The following is a 17,804-nucleotide window of genomic DNA, read 5'->3' on the forward strand; positions in this document are numbered from 1 at the left end:
TTGCGTTTTCAAGGGCCTAACGCCGCACTTGCCTTTGTTGCGCTGCCGTATAATCACGGGGGAGCAAACAGAAACAGAAGGCCGGGAGAGCCCCATGAAGGACGTGATCGAAGCGCTGGAAGCCAAACGCGAAGAGGCCCGTCAGGGCGGTGGCGCTGCAAGAATCGAACGCCAGCACGCCAAAGGCAAGCTCAGCGCGCGGGAGCGTATCGAAGTGCTGCTGGATGAAGGCAGCTTCGAAGAATACGACATGTTCGTTGAGCATCAGTGCTCCGATTTCGGCATGGATGAGCAGAAGATCCCCGGCGACGGCGTTGTCACCGGCCAGGGCACCATCAATGGCCGCCTCGTCTATGTCTTCTCGAAAGACTTCACCGTCTTCGGCGGCTCCCTGTCGAAAACCCATGCCGCCAAGATTGTGAAGGTCCAGAAGGCCGCCGTGATGAATGGCGCGCCAGTGGTCGGCATCTTCGATGCGGGCGGCGCGCGCATCCAGGAAGGCGTCGACAGCCTCGCCGGCTATGCCGACATCTTCATGGAGAACGTCCTCTCCTCCGGCGTGATCCCCCAAATCTCCGTCATCATGGGCCCGTGCGCCGGCGGCGACGTCTATTCGCCTGCGTTGACCGACTTCATCTTCATGGTGAAGGACACGTCCTACATGTACGTCACCGGCCCGGACGTGGTGAAGACCGTGACGAACGAGGAAGTCACCCACGAATCCCTCGGCGGGGCATCCGTCCATGCGGCCAAGTCCGGCGTGGTCGATGGCGCGTTCGAGAACGACATCGAGGCGCTGGTCCAGATGCGCCGCCTGATCGACTTCCTGCCCGGATCGAACCGCGAAGACCCGCCGGTCCGCACCGTCTATGATTCCGCCGAGCGCGTGGAAGACAGCCTCGACACGCTGATCCCGCCCAACCCGAACTCGCCCTACGACATGCGCGAGCTGATCGAGAAAGTGGCCGATGAAGGCGACTTCTTCGAGATCAGCCCGAAATTCGGCGCCAACATTCTCTGTGGCTTCGGCCGCATTGAGGGCTCCACGGTCGGCTTTGTCGCCAACCAGCCGATGACGCTGGCCGGCGTGCTGGATATTGACGCCTCCCGCAAGGCGTCGCGCTTTGTCCGCTTCTGCGACTGTTTCAACATTCCGGTTGTCACCTTTGTGGACGTGCCGGGCTTCATGCCGGGCACCAAGCAGGAATATGGCGGCCTCATCAAGCATGGCGCGAAACTTCTGTTCGCCTATGCCGAGGCGACTGTGCCCAAGGTCACCGTCATCACCCGCAAGGCCTATGGCGGCGCCTATGACGTGATGAGCTCCAAGCATCTGCGCGGCGATGTGAACTATGCCTGGCCAACGGCCGAGATCGCCGTGATGGGCGCCAAGGGCGCGGTCGAGATCATCTTCCGCAAAGACCTGGGCGACGAGGAAAAGATCGCCGCGCACACCAAGATGTATGAGGACAATTTCGCGAACCCCTACGTCGCCGCGCGCAAGGGCTATATCGACGACATCATCATGCCGCACTCAACCCGCCGCCGCGTCGCCAAATCCCTCCGGGCCCTGGCCAACAAGCAGCTTGAGAACCCCTGGAAAAAGCACGACAATATTCCGTTGTGACGATCGACCCTATCCGCTTCGATGACTTCACAATCGATGAGTTGTTGTCTGTTGCGCGCAAAAGTCAAATTCACATCACTGATAGTCTTCCAGAGGGAGTGGACCCTCTCTCTCTGCCAAGTCGCTCATCAAAAACCCCATACATTGCGCTGTGCTTTCGCGATGCTCAGTATTGTCGATTCGAAGAACTGTTTCGAGCAGCTTGTGACTTGTTCGAGCGCGACGATGTGGTGGCTGCAAATCTTTGCGTCCGTGCAATGATAGAAACTGCGGCAAGTATCTGGTTCGCCATGGAACTGATACAAAACGAAGTCGAAACCGGACTTTCTGGAAAATTACATAAAAAAATGGTGCAGCTTCTGCTAGGTCAGAGACTTGAGCCGGAAACTGAACTTCCTGTTTCGATTAATATCCTTACGATTATCGATCATGCGGACAAAAAGATTCCAAAACTACGAAAAAATTATGACCGCCTCAGTGAGTTCGCCCATCCCAACTGGAGCGGCGCATTGGGTGCGTATGGTAGTAGGGACGAAGACACGCTAATCACATGGTTTAAGCCAAACAAATCCGACTTAGCACCGGTTAAACGAATAGGCCTATCGTTAACTATACTTTCAGTTCAGATGATCGAAGAGGCATATAACGAACTCTTAGACGCTGCTTTAAAGTATGCGGAGTTAGAAATACTTTGAGACCTATTGGATGGGGACTGAGCGCCGCTATCCAACTATCATTCTGTGTTGCAGTTTATGCAACTGAGATGATCAAAAGTCATATGTAAGGGGACAAAGTTCAGTATTATTCAGACGAATTGCTCGCTGATTTCCCAATACATTATACACGCAAACTTTGGTCAGGCCATCACTATACTCTCCTGCCTTAAAGCCCGTCGTCTTGCTGTTTTGCGGAAGGTAACCTTCTTCTTGTATACTTAAAGGGCACATTTTCGTTGAGTTAACTGCATACACTTTTCCATTGCTATACTGACAATTTCGCTGAAACCCTTCCACGCCAAGGTCACGCTGTAAATAGTATGTCATTTGTGCGTAGGAGGTCGGTACAAGCACTGAGCCGAACAGCATCGCAGCTAATAGATGTCTCATTCTGAATTCCCCCCATAGGTCGCGAAGATTTCTACTCCAATAGCGCATGTAGGTCCAGCGGGAGCGCGAGATCAAATCTCATTAATGCTCAATGTCGCAGTCTATATGATTATTATTTTCCAACCTGTAGCGTCCTTGACCTCATCCTAAGTTGAGCAATTACAAGACAGGCCCCTCACAAACTCCGTGCATGAAAGGCCCGTCCATGATCCTCAACCAGATTACCATTCCCTGCCTCGATTACTCCGCCAGCGTTGCTTTTTATGAGGCGCTGGGCATGGTGCGGATTGTGGAGGCTCCGCCGCGCTATGCCCGGTTCGAGAGCGCGGATGGCAGAGGCGCGACCCTGTCGCTCCATACAGTCAGCCCGCCGGTCAGTGCGTCTGCGGGCTCCGGCACGGGGATCTATTTCGACCATCCCTCCGCCGATGCACTGGATGCGCATGTCGAAGCGTTGAAAGCGCAGGGGCTTGTCTTTGACAGTCCACCGACTGACGAATCCTGGGGTTGGCGCGAGGCGCGGCTGCGCGACCCGGCGGGCAATGAAGTCTGCCTGATGTTCGCCGGAAAGGCTCGCCGCTTCCCGGACTGGCGCGTGGATGGTCGCACCGGCTGAGCCGTTTGAGCGCACGCGGCCAGGCGTGAGGATACGCCCGGCCGTCGCGCATTCAGATCTGCGGCGAAGGCGTCAGCGTTTCTTCTTCTCGACGCCCAGCATGGAGTCAGCTTTCAGCGTCGGGTTCGACGCATTGGTCTTGGGTTTTTCCGCTTTGGGTTTGCGGATTTCCTTGTTCGACTTCTTCTGACCTTTGGCCATGAGGGTCTCCTTTGGCTTGCGCCATTTGGTGCGGCGCAGGAAACCGGGCGCCGGCGATCCGGGCAGAAACAGTCATTGCAGAGGGACTTGCCGGACAGGTGCACCCGGAATGGCGCAGCGGCATGCGAGTCAGATAGGCGCGCATTGCAGCGAATGTAAGGCGTGTCCACGCGGCGGGGTTTCGCGCCTTCGGCTAAGCCGCGCCGATCCGCCCGCGCTGATGCTTCGACTTCGCTCAGCATGAGCGCTATAGGGTGGGCGATGCCTGATGGACTCATCCTGAACGAAGTCGAAGGATGACTGGTTGCGGTCAAGCCCGCATCCGGATCCCGGATGAATCCTGCAGATTTTGCGGGATGACAAGATTGGTAGCTGACGGAGCGCAATCCTGTCCCCCCTCAAATCAGCCCATCCTGCCGCAGGCATTGCCCCGAAAATAAACTTGTCCTCCCCCTCTGTGGACGGATGTAGAATAGGCGGTGATGGACTGCTCGCTGTTCTCCCCCATTCAGAACCTGCCCTGGTATCTCTACCCGGTCTGGCCATTGATTTTCTGGCGCATCCAGCGCCTGAAGGCATGGTTCCGGCGCGCGGGCGGGCCGGGCTCGCAAATGCTGTGGGGCGTGGACGCGCGGGGCAGGGTGACCATCCTGGCCCTGTCGGACGATTTATCAGGTCGCAAACGCGCGCCATTGCCGGGGGCGGAGCCCTCGCGCGCCCTGCACGCCGCGCTGAGCGGGGAATTGCTGGATGCCAGCCCCGCCGCGTGCCGCGCGAAAGGGCCGGGACAATGGCGCGATGGATGCGTCCACTTATGGGCCGTTTATGGACCAGTTATGGACACGTACGGCGCCATATTGCCTTTGCCGGACACCTGACCCGGCCTTCTCCTCCCGACATTTCCATCCTGACCTCCAATCGCCTTCACGGGCGTCGCCTCTGTTGGCGCATGGCCCCCGATCCGCCCGGTGCGGCGGGGCGCACTTAAGGCTGTTTTTTTTTAAGTTTCGGCTATAGTAGGTGCCAGTCCCGCAACACGAACTGGAATATCTGCTGCATGAAAGCCGCCCCGCACCCTCAACAAGCGCTCCGGCTGGAAACCCTTCGCAAGTATGAAATCCTCGATACGCCGCGCGAGACGGACTTCGATGAGATCGTGGAACTGGCCTCGAAGATCTGCAATGTGCCGATCTCGGTGGTCAATTTGATCGATGAAGACCGCCAATGGTTCAAGGCCGAAGTCGGCATCGGCGCGCGCGAAACCCCGCTGGTCACCTCGATCTGCTCGCACGTCGTGCTCAGCTCCGATTTTGTCGAGATCAACGACACCCACAAGGATCCCCGCACGGCCGACAATGAACTCTGCATGCCCGCAGATGGCTTGCGCTTCTATGCCGGCGCGCTGCTCAAGGCAAAGAACGGCATGCCAATCGGAACGCTCTGCGTGCTGGACAACAAGCCCAATGCGCTGAATGACTTCCAGAAGGCTGCCCTTCACACGCTTGCCCGCCAGGTGATGCGCGAACTGGATCTGCGCCTCGCGCTGAGGGAGCAGAAAGTCCTGCGCAACGAGATCGATCACCGCGTCAAGAACTCCCTCCAATCCGTCGCCTCGCTCGTGCGGGTCTACAAGGGCCGCGCGGAACGGGGCGAGGATATGGCTGACGCCTTTGACGCCATCGGCCGCCGCATCGAAGCCACCGCTGCGCTCCACCAGATGCTGCATGACTCGCCGCTGGATGATGCCGTCATGATGGATGACTTCCTCAAGGAAATTGCCAGCCTGCTGCAGGATTCCGCGCCAGACAATGTCACCATTTCCTGCGAGGCATCGCCGGTTGCCATCTCGACCTCGGTGGCCAGTTCCATCGCTGTTATCGTCAGCGAGTTCGTGGCCAATTCGATCAAGCACGCCTTTGTCGACGGCCAGTCCGGCCATGTCGCCATTTCCGGCAAGTCCCTGGCGGACGGCACGCTCGAAATCACCTGCGAGGACAATGGCGACGCAAACCCGGAATCGACCGCCGCCAAGACATCCGCCAGCGGGCTCGGCAAGCGCATCATGAAAGCGTCAGCCAGCCAGATCGGCGCGACGTTAGAAAACGGTCCGGGCCCCAAAGGCTATCGGATGGTGTTGACCCTTCCAGGATGAGCCCGCTCGCAACCCTTGGTGGCTTACGCTTTGGGAGTGAACCGGCTCTCTCAGGCGCTTGAATGACAGCTGGAACTGCTAAAACTTGACCCTGCGCGACGCAGATGCTGGTGAGTGGGGCTCATCCTGTAGTAAATGCAGCAGAACGCGAGGCGCGGACGCCGCTGAGTGAGGGCCTGCTGCCTCGGAACAACAAGCTTGTGGGAGCGCCCACAACTCAATCGCTGTGATCCGGGTTGTGTTGAAAATACTGCAGAATTAGCGAGTGGATAACGGAAAAAGCACGCGAGAGGGGCGCCGCCGGGAATCAGCGACATATTTTGTTCTTAAGGCTCGGTTATGCATTTGTGCCGAACACGATGGTTAAGGCGGGTTGGCCATCCGTTGTGTCCAGTTTAGGACGCCATCGAACAAGGGGGACGAAAGCGCGATGCTCTCAGACTTGATATCATCTGAACTGCCTTATCTGCGGCGCTATGCGCGCGGACTGATGGGAGAACAGCAGAACGGCGACGAAGCTGTTGAGGATATGATCGAGTCGTTGATCTTCCGGATCTCGGTCGCTCCCGACCTCAAGTTCCAGAAGGCAGACCTGTTTGCCGAGCTCGACAAATCGATCAGCAAGAGCGTTTCTGAACTGTCCGACGAGACTGGTATTGCCAAGATCATGAATGCCATGACCACACTTCAGCGGCGCGCGCTGTTGTTGACGGTTGTGGAGGGCTTTTCCGTTCAGGAAGCCGCCCGAATTCTGGCCGTGACGATCACTGATATCGAAGACATGCTCAGGGAAGCGGAAACAAATATCGCCAATGAGGTCAGTACAACTGTCCTGATCATCGAAGACGAGTCGATGATTTCCTATCAATTGTCGCAGATCGTCAAAGAGGCTGGCCATGAAGTCGTCGGAATTGCAACGACGCAGACCGAGGCGGTCGAACTGGCAGCAGAACAGACGTTTGGACTGATCCTGTCAGATTTGCGCCTCGCCGACGGATCCGTTGGAATTGACGCTGTGAAGGAAATCTTCGCGAACATGAATTCCGAAGTGCCGGTCATCTACATCACCGCCTATCCGGAAATGTTGCTACAGGGGCAGGACAACGAGCCCTCTTATCTGATCCCGAAGCCATTCGAGCCACTGCATGTGCGCACGGTGGTGGATCAGGCGATTCTTTCCGCGTTTCTTGGGCAGGAAACGGCCTGACTTGCGCTTGGGCAAATCAGGCCTGATCCGGTTTTAGAATGAGACCCTGATCCCCATGCGAATGTTGCGGCCCGGTGCCGGAACCGCATCCTTCAGAACTGACGTCGAATACCGCACTTCCTCGTCTGTCAGGTTGCGGCCTTCCACGAACAGCTGTGTGCCATCCTTGCCAAAGCCAGCTTCAGTCAGATCAATTGCCGCGCGCAGGCCCGTCGTTACATAGCCATCGGTAGGCAGAATACCTGCACCTGGATCATCCTGGTCGGCTGCCGCCGTCAGGGTCCAGCCAGCAGACCAGAGACCCCAATCAGCGTCCAGGGCCGCATGGAATGTGAGCGGCGGCAGATAAGGCACGTTGTTGCCATCATCCAGTTCGCCTTCAACAATATCCAGGCTGGCCGAGGTCACCCAGCTGGCACCGAGCAGACCCTCCGGGAACCGAGCTTCAGCCTCAATCTCTGCACCTGTGAACTTCGCGCCCTGTTGCTGGAACAGGAAGACCGGAAGTTCATCCAGCTCATCAACTTCCAGTCCATCTTCTATCGCGACGCCCGGCGTCAGATAGATGAAGCCGTCGAAGTCCGCATGAAAAACGTTGCCGCTGATGCTGAAGAGATCATTTTCCCAGCGGAGCGAGGCTTCGATATTCGTGCCTTTCTCCTTGTCGAGTGAGGAGTCACCGATTTGATATTGGCTCGTCGCAAGGTGTGGACCATCAGCGAACAGTTCGCTTTCATTTGGTGCGCGCTCAGTATAGCTGACCTGACCGCCGATCCACCAGCCTGATGCCACATGCCTGTGGCCACCAGCGGATGCGCTGAACAGATCGAAGCTCCGTTCGCCCTGAACATCATTGTCGAGCTCGGTACTGTCGAAGCGAAGCCCCCCTTCCAGAACCGAATTATCGTCCAATTGCAAGGTCTCGAACACGAAGGCACCGAACGTCTTCGTTGAAGTGGGAGTCAGGAAGGCTTCGTCCCCATCTGCGCTGAAGTCCTTATCGAGGAATTGGACACCGGCTGCCCCCTCAATCTCACCAAATTGATGACCGAGCTCCAAGCGTCCTTCCGTCCCCTCCGTCGTGAACTTCGTTCCGGGTTCGCCTGGGCCTTCGAATTCGACATGCTCATAGTCAGCATAGGACAAATTCCCCGAAATACGGGTCAGAGGGCCCGCATCCAGCTTCGCGCCACCCCGAATATCATAACGGGTCTGTTCCAGATCAATAAACGGGGATTCTTCCTCGTGGCCTTCCTCCTCCTCATGGTCCTCATCGTCGTGCTCTTCTTCCTCATGCTCATCATGTTCGTGGCCTGAGATGCCATAGCTCGACATTTGCTGACGCAGGGCGAAGCCGAGGAATGCGTCTTCGCCAACCCACGAGATGCCGGCTGAGTAGGTTTCAGACTGAAGGAAGGAGTTCTCCATCGTGTCGCGGACTTCTTCATGCTCCTCGTGCTCTTCGTGTTCCTCTTCACTCTCTTCTTCATGCTCGGCTTCTTCAGCCGCGCGTGCAGCAGAAGATTCGGCAAAGCCCGGCATATCGTAGTCGCCGAAGTCACGTGCAGAGGCTGATAGTGTCAGCACAAGCGGGCCCGTCGCAAAGCGTGCCTTTCCGCCCGCCTCTGTACCTTCATTCACACTATCGTTCGCGGCGAAGCCCTCAAATGACACCGGTTCATCCGGCAGGCTTTCGACGATCAGGCCGTCAATGACATTGACGACGCCGCCAATTGCCTGGCCGCCATAGGCCAAAGCCGCCGGACCGCGCAGGATTTCAATCTTCTCGGCGTCGATACCGTCAGTTGCGACCTGATGGTCCGGCGAGGCGGCAGAGGCATCGAGCGCGCCGATTCCATTCGTCAGAACCAGGACGCGCTCAGCGCCAAGACCCCGCAAGACCGGGCGGCTCGCGCCTTGTCCGAAAAAGGTCGTGGACACACCGGCTTCTCCAGCCAGTGTGTCGCCGAGTGTGCCGGAGAGCTTCTCGATGATTTCTCCGCGATTGATCGCGGTGACGTTACCGACCATTTCGTCGGTGTCCCGTTGAGGGCCGACGCCGGTCACAATGACCGTATCAAGTGTCTCGGGGGCGTCCTGAGCGAAGGCAAGGGGGCTGACGCCCAGCATAAGCGATGCCGCAACGACGCGGCGGGAGATATGGGATTTCATGTTCCGGGAGTCCTTCAGACAATAGGGAATGCCACCCGCAGGCGGCAGAATTGGTCGCTATTGCTGAAGGGAAGGCGGACTTCGCGGCGGTGGGGCGCGGCCGGGCGGCCGGGTCCATGTTGGCTGCGAAAATTGCGGCTCGGTGACCTTGGTTTCGATTGCGTAAATATACGGACTGGCCGGCACATCCGGCAGTACGATTTGAATGCTCGCCACAGCAGTCAGGTCGCAAGTAACCCCATAGTGATCGTGCGGCTGGTCGGCATGCGCCGCGGCATGCCCCAGCGCCAGCGCCTGAACGAAAACGAACAGGGCTGCGAGGAATGCCAAACGGTGCGTATGGGTTTGCCGGACGCGCATGGTTATTCTGTTACATTTTCGTGAGCTGAGCCGCAAGCACCAACGCACGTAAAAACATTACGATCCGCACTTCCTGCTTCAGCTTTCACGCTTCAGTAACCAAGGCAGCCCATCTTCGCGAAAGTTAATGAAAAGCCTTGAGCTGTTAAGAGGATGTAGCATGTCGAAAAATGCTGTGCGCTGGGGCGCAGATGTTGGTTGCCAGAGCAAAGTCAAGCCGCTGGAAATCCGCAACGACCTTTCCGATCATGGGCTGAAGGGCAAGCGCGCCCAAGGGTATTTGGGGCTGAATCGCCAATTCACGAAGGTGACAGCGAAGAAGGACGGCCGCGACGGCCTCCCGGCGTCTGATGCGTCGACCCCTGATCAGTGGAGTGAATGCGAGCAGCAGATCGCTGAACGCGCAGAAGACGTGCGCCGCGGTCTCGGGACATGGCTGACCACGACGGCGGCGTCGGTGCGCAATTACATCAGCGACTATACGCCGATAGATATTTATCCGGACCAGCTGCGCGAGGCGATCAAGTCCGAAGAGAACGAATACCGTCACTACGAGCTGGACGATGTGCATGATGCGAAGGAGACGCATTCGGCAGCAATCATCGAGCTTCAGCAATTCAAACTGCGTCATGGAGACCGGATCGGGGATCGCACGCCGGACATCAAGAAGAACATCGAACAAGCAGTTGCGATCCTGATCTTCATCATGATCCTTGAGGGCGGTTTCAACGCACTTCTGTTCAAGGACGCGCAGTCCAATGGCCTGATGGGCGGCCTGATGATTGCCTTCGGCGTGTCTTCGGTAAATGTCGTGTTTGGCGTGATCGCAGGCTTCTTTGGCCTGCGCTATCTGAACCATCCGGCGCTTCCGGCGAAGATCATGGGCGGTACCATAGCGATGGTCTTCGTCCTGGCCGGCATCTTCCTCAATTTCTTTGTCGCGCATTTTCGCGACGCAGTCGAAACGGGACTGCTTGCGGCGACAGAGGCGGGGACGCTCGGAACCTTCTCAATGTTCTCGATTGCGCCCGGCGACGTCGTCATGTCGATGTTCCCGAACATCTTTGGCCTGGAAAGCTTCCTCGCCCTTGGCCTGCTCTTCATGGGGCTCGCTGTGTTCGGGCTGGCTGTGTATGAAGGCTATGACCGAATTTCCGATCGCTACCCTGGCTATGGCCGTGTCTGGCGCAAGGAGCGCCGCGCCTATGAGCGTCGCCAGGAAGTTCGTAATGGCGTGCGGGATGATCTGTCCGATTATTTCTCTAGCTGCCGTCTGTGGTTTGAAACTCAGCAATCCCGCCACGTCTCAGCCAAGCGTGAGATCGAAAAGGCCATGAACCTGCTCGAAACTCGCCGCGATTACGCGTCTGCGATTGCAGCCCGCGCCGCCGATCAGGAGCGCAGCCTGAAAGTCGCCTATCGTCAGGCCCATCGCCGTGCGCGCAACGCCAATCGTGACCGTCTGGGTGATCAGGCCCCGTGCCCGGAATATTTTAGTGAAATCGTCACACCACAATTGCCGCCGTTCGACTATTCCAAGGAGCGGGATCAGGCGAACAAGGCGATTGCAGCGATTGACAACAATATCAAAGCGCTGAACCAGACCCGCGAATGGCTTGAACAGCACATCCAGCAGGTCCAGAAAGGCCTGTCCTCAATCGAGAAGAAAGTTGCTGACGAAATCGGCAAAGTCCGCGAGGCCAAGGGATCTACGCATGTTCCCGTGGACCAGGCTCGCCGGGCCTAGAAGGAGACATAAGGGATGCCACGTCGCAGAAGTGACAAAGGCCCATGGTTCTGGCGTGGAATGATTGCGCTGATGCTGGGTGTCGTATTTGCCTTGTTCGCCGTTGTGGCGTTCAATCAGCCGCCATCCCTGATGGCTGATTCCAGCTGCCGTATGGACCGCAAGGACCCGGCCCATACGATCATCCTGATCGACCAGTCAGACCCGTTCAATCCGAATGATCTGGATTGGGTCTATGAGTTCGTGGACGCTGAAGCCCGCGCCCTGCCCAAATACGGACGTTTGACGGTCATGACGCCGAACGCGGCAAGCCCTTATGATCCAAAGCTTGTTTACTATGCGTGTTCGTCGGGGAGCGCTGCAGAGGCCAACCCGATCTTCCAGAACCCGAAAATGATCGAGCAAACCTGGCAGACCCAGTTCTATGCGCCACTTCTGGAGAATGTTGAGGCAGCACTGACCGACACGCGCCAGCCGAGTTCCCCGCTCGTTGAAGCTGTGTACTCGATCGCCGACCGCGCCGATTTCCAGGCTGGTGAAACCAATCGCCGGATCGTGCTGGTCTCCGACCTGATGCAGCATTCGGAAGGGTTCAGCTTTTACCGCCTCGGTGCCGATTATGAGGCCTATCTGGACTCAGATCTGGCCAAGATGAGTCCGGCTCTGGAAAACGTCGATGTCGTTGCCCGTATCGTGCCACGTCAGATCTATGACCTGCCCATGGCCGACGTTAAGGCGTTCTGGCGTGCCTATTTCAGCGAGGCGGGCGCGGATTATGACTCGGTGAACTGACTTCACCGCCCCTATTTAGGTCTCGCGATCGAGGTTGTTTGGCCCTATTATTGCAAGCTGAAGCCCAAAGAAGGCGCAGTAAAGGGAAGAAACTTATGTTCAACCTCCGCAAAGCAAGTCTGGCCGCGATGGCATCGGCCGCACTGTTGGCCGGGTGTTCGTCGGTTCCCGTGCCTGAGGAAGATGGCATGGCCAGCGGCGCCAGCGTGGTGACGCCGAAGCAGCAGGAATATCTGGCAGCGTTCAACGCGCCGCGCGGGCCGGTTCGTGCGACCCAGACCGGCATTCGCCCCGGATATAATTTTGTCGGCGTCGCCGAAACCGATCTCACCGAAACCCTTGAATGGCAGATCGTTGCGCCGAATGGGGTTGTGGTCGAGCAGGGGCGCACAATTCCCTACGGATTTGACAGCGGCTCCGGCGCCAACGTCCAACTGGTTGTGACCAGCGGACTACGCACGCCAGCGACCAACCTCGTGCTGGTTGTGGAGGGGGTTGGAAAGAGCCATCCATTTGACGTTTCGGAAGATATCTTCCGCGACCTCAAATACGATACGTTGAGATACTTCTACCACAACCGTGCCGGCGTTCCGATTGAATCCGAGCATGCTGGCGGCGAGCAGTGGGCGCGTCCGGCCGGACACGAAAAAGAAGTGCTGACCTGTTTCCATGGCAAGGACATGTACAAGATCAGCTGGCCTCGCTGTGACTATACGCTGGATGTCTCCGGCGGGTGGTATGATGCCGGTGACCAGAGCAAATATGTGGTGAATAGCGGCATCAGCGTCTGGACGTTGCTGAATGCCTATGAGCGCGGCACATCCGGATTTGAGGATGGCGCGACGAACATTCCGGAATCCGGTAACGGCCTGAATGACCTGTTGGATGAGGCGCGCTACAATCTCGACTACATGCTCGCCATGCAGGCGCCTGAGGGCGCAGAAGCCGCCATTGTCCAGGGCAACATGAAAGGCAAGTGGCAGACCAAGGCACCGAAGATGACGGATGTATCCGGTATGGTGCATCACAAATCTGGTAATACCGAGTGGCCATCGCTGCCGATGATGCCCCACAAAAACACTGGCCCCCGTGCCCTGTTCGCACCCTCCACGGCGGCGACCCTGCATGTGGCGGCCGTTGGCGCGCAGTGTGCCCGTGTGTTCCGCGGCGTCGATGATGCGTATGCCGACAAATGCCTCGCGGCAGCCAAGCGCGCCTATGCCGCGGCGCAGCGGATTCCAGATGCATATGCCTATGGAAATTTCCCCGGCACAGGGCCCTACGGCTCGACTGATATTCGAGGTGAGTTCTATTGGGCCGCCGCTGAAATGTACGTCACTACAGGCGAAACCGCCTATGCCGATGACCTGAAGACCTATCAGGGCGAGCTGGACGCATGGCCAGTCAGCGGCCTTCAGGAGCCCAACTGGGGCGACACGATGGGCCTCGGTATTCTGTCGTTGGCGCGTGTTGCTCCGGACGAATCCCTGCGGAATGAGGCGGCTGAAGGTTTGCTGCAGACGGCAGATGCGTACCTCACTCAAATTCGGTTTGAAGGATACCAGATCCCCCTCAATCGCGGTGTCTGGCCGTGGGGATCGGTTGGAACTCTGGCCAATCGCGGTCTTACTCTTGGCACTGCCTACGACATGACCGGCAACGTTCAGTATCGCGATGGCGCGTTGGACCTGTTGGATTACATCCTTGGCCGAAACCCCCGCGATATCTCGTACATTTCCGGCCATGGGGAGAATGCCTTCAAGGCTCCGCATCACCGTCATTGGGCGGGCGCACAGTATCGGGGATTCCCGCTTCCGCCTCCGGGCGCTGTGTCGGGTGGACCGAACAACACCAATCCTGCTGGTCCGGTTTCCAGGGCCATTATTGACGAATGCCAGGCCCAGACCTGCTACGCCGACCACGTAGACGCGTATGAGCTGAACGAAGTGGCGATCAACTGGCAGGCGGCAACGTTCTGGCTGGCAGCCTGGGCCGACGACATTGACCGTGCGAAATAAGCGCTAGTCTTCGAAGACGCCGATGACCGGCACATGGTCTGAAGGTTTCTCGAGCTCGCGGGCCTTGCGATAGATCTCTACCGATTGGAGTCTGTCGCAAGCCTGGGGCGAGCAGAGCAGATGGTCGATCCGGATGCCGTGATCCTTTTTGAAAGCGCCGCCCTGATAATCCCAGAACGTGTACTGGTGTGCACGATTATCGGTCAGTTCAAAAGAATCCGCCAGACCCAGATATTTCAGTTTCCGGAATTCTGCGCGCGTCTGGGGCAGGGCGAGTGCGTCGTCCTGCCAGACGGTTTCGTCCCAGCAATCGGCAGGTGTGGGGATGCAATTATAGTCGCCGCAGAGGACAAAGGCTTCGTCCAGCTTGAGCAGCTCACGCGCATGCCGTTCCAGCGCGTCCATCCATTCCATCTTGTAGTCATACTTCGGGCCGGGGGCAGGGTTTCCATTCGGCAGGTATAAACCGCCCACACGGATTGGGGTGTCGCTGAGGATCAGCGCCTCGATATAGCGCGCCTGTTCGTCTTCGATCGTTGGCAACCCTTTGGTCACGTCTTCAATCTCGTGCTTGGAGAGTAGGGCGACGCCATTATAGCTTTTCTGGCCGAGAACAGCGCAATTCCAGCCGCGTTCCTCCAGCTCCATATAGGGAAATGCGTCAGTCTCGCATTTGATTTCCTGAAGGCAGACGACATCGCAATTGATGGCGTCGAGCACTTCCAACACTGTGGGAAGGCGTGCCTTGATCGAGTTGACATTCCATGTGGCGATACGCATGGCTGTTCTTTAGCAGCTTCGTTTCATTGTTCCAGCGTGAGCTGCTGTATATATTCAGGGAATTCTTGAAGGAGAGAGGCATGTCGCCAAGCTGGATTCAATTGCTGATCGTCGTGGTCGTTGCCCTCCTTCTGTTCGGTGGCCGCGGCCGCATCTCCTCCATCATGGGCGATATGGCCAAGGGTATCGGGGCTTTTCGCAAGGGCCTGAAGGATGAGGAAGAGACCAAATCCGTCGACAATGACGACATGGTCAACGTCACCCCAAAGAAAGACGAGACGAAGGCCTCGTCATAAGCTGCCGAGTGGAGGGCGCTTAGCATGCTGCCCGGAATCGGGTTTTCCGAGCTCCTGTTGTTGGGCCTTGCGGCGCTGATCATCGTCGGCCCGAAAGATTTGCCAATGATGATGCGCCGGGTCGGCCAGTTCGTCGGCAAGGGCCGCGCCATGGCGCGTGAATTCCAGGCCGCGTTCGAGGATATTGCCCGCCAGAGCGAACTCGACGAACTCCGCAAGGAGATCGAGGACCTCAAGAAAGACAACACGATGCAGAAGGCGCAGGACGACCTCGCTGCCTTTGAAGCGGATGTGAACTCTGCCGTTATGGAAAAGAGTCCGCCGCCCAAACCTGCCGCGCCTGAAGCGGACGCAGCGCCAGAGCCGAAATCCGAACCAACGGCACCGCCGGCAACGCCGAAAACCGGGGATGATGCTGCGTGACCCACGTGCCGCCGAAGGATGAACAGCCAGACTTCACCGATGATGAAGTCGAGGCGAGCCGGGCTCCGCTGCTGGAGCATCTGGTCGAGCTGCGCGCGCGCCTGATCAAGGCCTTGCTGGCGCTGTCGGTCGCCTCGATTGTCTGCTTCTTCTTCGCCGAGCCGATCTATGACTTCCTGCTGGCGCCATTTGCGCGCGTGGCCGAAGGCATTCGCGGGGCGCCGCTGGAGTTGATCTTTACTGGCCCGATGGAGTTCTTCTTTGCCAAGCTGAAACTCGCCGTATTCGCCGGCATTTTCCTGTCCTTCCCGTTTATCGCCTGGCAGGTCTACCAGTTCGTGGCGCCCGGCCTCTACAAGAATGAGCGCGGGGCCTTCTGGCCGTATCTGGTCTTTGCACCCTTGCTGTTCACGCTCGGCGCGGCGTTTGTCTATTTCCTGATGCTGCCCATGCTGGCGCGGTTCTCGGTGTCGCAGGAGAATATCGACAGCACGGTCGCAACCATCAAATTATTGCCCCGCGTATCGGAGTATCTCTCGCTGGTAATGGCGTTGATGCTGGCCTTTGGCCTGTCGTTCCAGCTGCCGGTGATCCTCAGCCTGCTGGGGCGGATCGGGATCGTTTCCTCTGACGCGCTCGCCAAGGGTCGGAAATATGCCATTGTCGGCATTCTCTGCTTCGCGGCCTTCTTCACCCCGCCCGATGTAATCTCGCAGATTCTGCTGACCGTGCCGGTGCTCATGCTCTACGAAATCTCCATCTGGTGCGTGAAGCTGATCGAGAAGAAGCAGGCCGAAGAGGATGCTGCGAGGGAGTAAGAAATCGTCCTGTGATTTGCCCGAGCAGGCGCAAGCGCAAGTGCAGGGCGCGACCTCACGTCCCAATTTCCTAAAACGCCTAAGCATATCCCCCGGTTGCAGGCAGGCCCGGCGCGGATTAGAGCAATGACCGACTGATCAGACAGGACCACGCACATGTTCGACATCCGCGCTATCCGCGAAAACCCCGAGGCTTTCCGCGCCGCCTGGAACCGGAAGAAGCCGGAGCTTGGCAATGTGGTGGACGATATTCACGCGCATGACGCGGCTCTGCGCACGGCTGTCACGGACAAGCAGGAAGCGGAAAAGCTGCGCAACGAGACCTCCAAGCTGATCGGCCGGGCCAAAGCCTCGGGTGATGAGGCGGAGTTCGAGCGCCTGCGCAAGATCGTGGCCGACGCCAAGGACACGATCGAGGCCGCTGGCGAGCAGGAAGAAGCCGCCCGCAAGCTGCTCGACGATCTGCTCTATGGCCTGCCGAACATCCCGCTGGATGAAGTGCCCGAAGGCCAGGACGAAGACAGCAATGTCGAGCAGGCCCGCTGGGGCGAGCCGAAAGCCTATGCTTTCGAGGTGAAGGACCATGCCGATCTCGGCGAGGCCCTCGGCATGATGGATTTCGAGACGGCCGCCAAGATGAGCGGCGCGCGCTTCGTGTTGCTGAAGGGCAAGCTGGCCCGGCTCGAACGCGCACTCGCCGCCTTCATGCTGGACGTGCAAACCGAAGAGCATGGGTACACGGAATGCTCGCCACCATTGTTGGTGAAAGACCAGGCACTGGTCGGGACGGGGCAATTGCCGAAGTTCGAGGAAGATCTGTTCAAGACGACTGGAGATCATTTCCTTATCCCCACCGCCGAAGTCCCGCTCACCAATATTGTCCGTGACGGCATCATCGAACCCGGCGAACTGCCGAAGCGCTTCACCGCACACACACCCTGTTTCCGTTCTGAGGCCGGCAGTGCAGGGCGCGACACGAAGGGCATGATCCGGCTTCACCAGTTCAACAAGGTTGAGATGGTCTCTGTTGCCGCAAACCAGGATGAGGGGCTGAAGGAGCTGGAGCGCATGACCGAATGCGCCGAGGCGATCCTGAAAAAGCTCGACCTGCCATTCCGCCGGATGCTGCTCTGCGCCGGTGACATGGGGGCAGGGGCGCGCAAGACCTATGATCTCGAAGTCTGGCTGCCGAGCCAGGACACATATCGCGAAATCAGTTCGTGCTCCTATTGTGGTGACTATCAGGCCCGCCGCATGAATGCGCGCTATCGTCCGGAGGCCGGCGCAAAGCCTGAATTCGTCCACACGCTGAACGGCTCCGGCCTCGCCGTCGGCCGCACACTCGTGGCGATCCTCGAAAACTATCAGAATGAAGACGGCTCCATCACCGTGCCGGAAGCCCTGCGCAACTATATGGGCGGCCTTGAGGTAATTTCGGCATGAGAATTCTTCTGACGAATGATGACGGCATCAACGCGCCGGGCCTTGC

Annotated in this window: 17 protein-coding genes; 13 read left to right on the plus strand and 4 right to left on the minus strand. The window is 58.1% G+C overall.

The features are described 5' to 3' along the window. Positions 1-94: 94 nt before the first annotated feature. The 3 genes from B2344_RS15575 (at position 95) to B2344_RS15585 (ending at position 3,349) form a co-directional block, all read left to right on the plus strand. Positions 95-1,627 carry an acyl-CoA carboxylase subunit beta gene (locus tag B2344_RS15575; protein WP_290480705.1) on the plus strand — a complete coding sequence of 511 codons (1,533 nt, stop codon included), beginning with the start codon at positions 95-97 and terminating at the stop codon, positions 1,625-1,627. Next, positions 1,624-2,322, plus strand: a complete 699-nt coding sequence (locus B2344_RS15580; RefSeq protein ID WP_290480969.1) for a hypothetical protein — start codon at positions 1,624-1,626, stop codon at positions 2,320-2,322. The genes B2344_RS15575 and B2344_RS15580 overlap by 4 nt, the downstream gene beginning before the upstream one ends. A gap of 616 nt (positions 2,323-2,938) precedes the next feature. Beyond that, a complete protein-coding gene (locus B2344_RS15585) occupies positions 2,939-3,349 on the plus strand; it encodes a VOC family protein (RefSeq protein ID WP_290485564.1) in 411 nt (136 codons plus the stop codon). Between the two features lie 72 nt (positions 3,350-3,421). On the opposite strand, the gene B2344_RS15590 is transcribed toward B2344_RS15585, so the two are convergent. After that, the gene (locus tag B2344_RS15590; RefSeq protein WP_255341991.1) at positions 3,422-3,550 is read right to left on the minus strand and encodes a hypothetical protein; all 129 of its coding nucleotides are present in this window, start codon (positions 3,548-3,550) and stop codon (positions 3,422-3,424) included. Positions 3,551-4,032: 482 nt separating this feature from the next. On the opposite strand from B2344_RS15590, the gene B2344_RS15595 reads away from it, so the two are divergent. The 3 genes from B2344_RS15595 (at position 4,033) to B2344_RS15605 (ending at position 6,909) form a co-directional block, all read left to right on the plus strand. After that, positions 4,033-4,428, plus strand: a complete 396-nt coding sequence (locus tag B2344_RS15595) for a hypothetical protein (protein ID WP_290483495.1) — start codon at positions 4,033-4,035, stop codon at positions 4,426-4,428. 179 nt (positions 4,429-4,607) lie between these two features. After that, positions 4,608-5,702: a histidine kinase dimerization/phosphoacceptor domain -containing protein gene (locus B2344_RS15600; RefSeq protein WP_290483496.1), complete on the plus strand. Its 1,095-nt coding sequence runs from the start codon at positions 4,608-4,610 to the stop codon at positions 5,700-5,702. Between the two features lie 430 nt (positions 5,703-6,132). After that, positions 6,133-6,909, plus strand: a complete 777-nt coding sequence (locus tag B2344_RS15605) for a PhyR family response regulator anti-anti-sigma factor (RefSeq protein WP_206990802.1) — start codon at positions 6,133-6,135, stop codon at positions 6,907-6,909. Positions 6,910-6,942: 33 nt separating this feature from the next. Here the strand turns inward: B2344_RS15605 and B2344_RS15610 are convergent, their stop codons facing one another. Both B2344_RS15610 and B2344_RS15615 read right to left on the minus strand, forming a co-directional pair. Continuing rightward, positions 6,943-9,081 (minus strand): TonB-dependent receptor, encoded by a 2,139-nt coding sequence (locus tag B2344_RS15610; protein ID WP_290485565.1) that lies wholly within the window; start codon positions 9,079-9,081, stop codon positions 6,943-6,945. Positions 9,082-9,138: 57 nt separating this feature from the next. Continuing rightward, positions 9,139-9,441, minus strand: a complete 303-nt coding sequence (locus B2344_RS15615) for a hypothetical protein (protein WP_290485566.1) — start codon at positions 9,439-9,441, stop codon at positions 9,139-9,141. A 160-nt stretch (positions 9,442-9,601) separates the two neighbouring features. On the opposite strand from B2344_RS15615, the gene B2344_RS15620 reads away from it, so the two are divergent. The 3 genes from B2344_RS15620 to B2344_RS15630 all read left to right on the plus strand — a co-directional run bounded on the left by B2344_RS15620 (position 9,602) and on the right by B2344_RS15630 (position 13,998). Continuing rightward, positions 9,602-11,188 (plus strand): hypothetical protein, encoded by a 1,587-nt coding sequence (locus B2344_RS15620; RefSeq protein WP_206990799.1) that lies wholly within the window; start codon positions 9,602-9,604, stop codon positions 11,186-11,188. A gap of 15 nt (positions 11,189-11,203) precedes the next feature. Beyond that, entirely contained in the window at positions 11,204-11,980 is a 777-nt protein-coding gene (locus B2344_RS15625; protein WP_290483498.1) for a hypothetical protein, read from the plus strand. A gap of 95 nt (positions 11,981-12,075) precedes the next feature. After that, on the plus strand, positions 12,076-13,998 hold the full coding sequence (locus B2344_RS15630; protein WP_290485567.1) for a glycoside hydrolase family 9 protein: 1,923 nt from the start codon (positions 12,076-12,078) through the stop codon (positions 13,996-13,998). Between the two features lie 3 nt (positions 13,999-14,001). On the opposite strand, the gene B2344_RS15635 is transcribed toward B2344_RS15630, so the two are convergent. Continuing rightward, on the minus strand, positions 14,002-14,778 hold the full coding sequence (locus tag B2344_RS15635; RefSeq protein ID WP_290485568.1) for an exodeoxyribonuclease III: 777 nt from the start codon (positions 14,776-14,778) through the stop codon (positions 14,002-14,004). 80 nt (positions 14,779-14,858) lie between these two features. Between B2344_RS15635 and tatA the strand changes: the two genes are divergently transcribed. The 4 genes from tatA to serS all read left to right on the plus strand — a co-directional run bounded on the left by tatA (position 14,859) and on the right by serS (position 17,758). After that, a complete protein-coding gene (gene tatA / locus B2344_RS15640) occupies positions 14,859-15,074 on the plus strand; it encodes a twin-arginine translocase TatA/TatE family subunit (protein WP_034811537.1) in 216 nt (71 codons plus the stop codon). Positions 15,075-15,098: 24 nt separating this feature from the next. Further along, positions 15,099-15,497: a Sec-independent protein translocase protein TatB gene (gene tatB / locus B2344_RS16045; RefSeq protein WP_290485569.1), complete on the plus strand. Its 399-nt coding sequence runs from the start codon at positions 15,099-15,101 to the stop codon at positions 15,495-15,497. Continuing rightward, positions 15,494-16,315 carry a twin-arginine translocase subunit TatC gene (tatC, locus tag B2344_RS15650; RefSeq protein WP_156947804.1) on the plus strand — a complete coding sequence of 274 codons (822 nt, stop codon included), beginning with the start codon at positions 15,494-15,496 and terminating at the stop codon, positions 16,313-16,315. The genes tatB and tatC overlap by 4 nt, the downstream gene beginning before the upstream one ends. A gap of 156 nt (positions 16,316-16,471) precedes the next feature. Further along, positions 16,472-17,758, plus strand: coding sequence for a serine--tRNA ligase (gene serS, locus B2344_RS15655; protein ID WP_290485570.1), 1,287 nt, complete (start codon positions 16,472-16,474; stop codon positions 17,756-17,758). Positions 17,759-17,804 lie beyond the last annotated feature (46 nt).

The organism is Hyphomonas sp. UBA3195 (genome assembly GCF_002366485.1).
Lineage (GTDB): Bacteria > Pseudomonadota > Alphaproteobacteria > Caulobacterales > Hyphomonadaceae > Hyphomonas.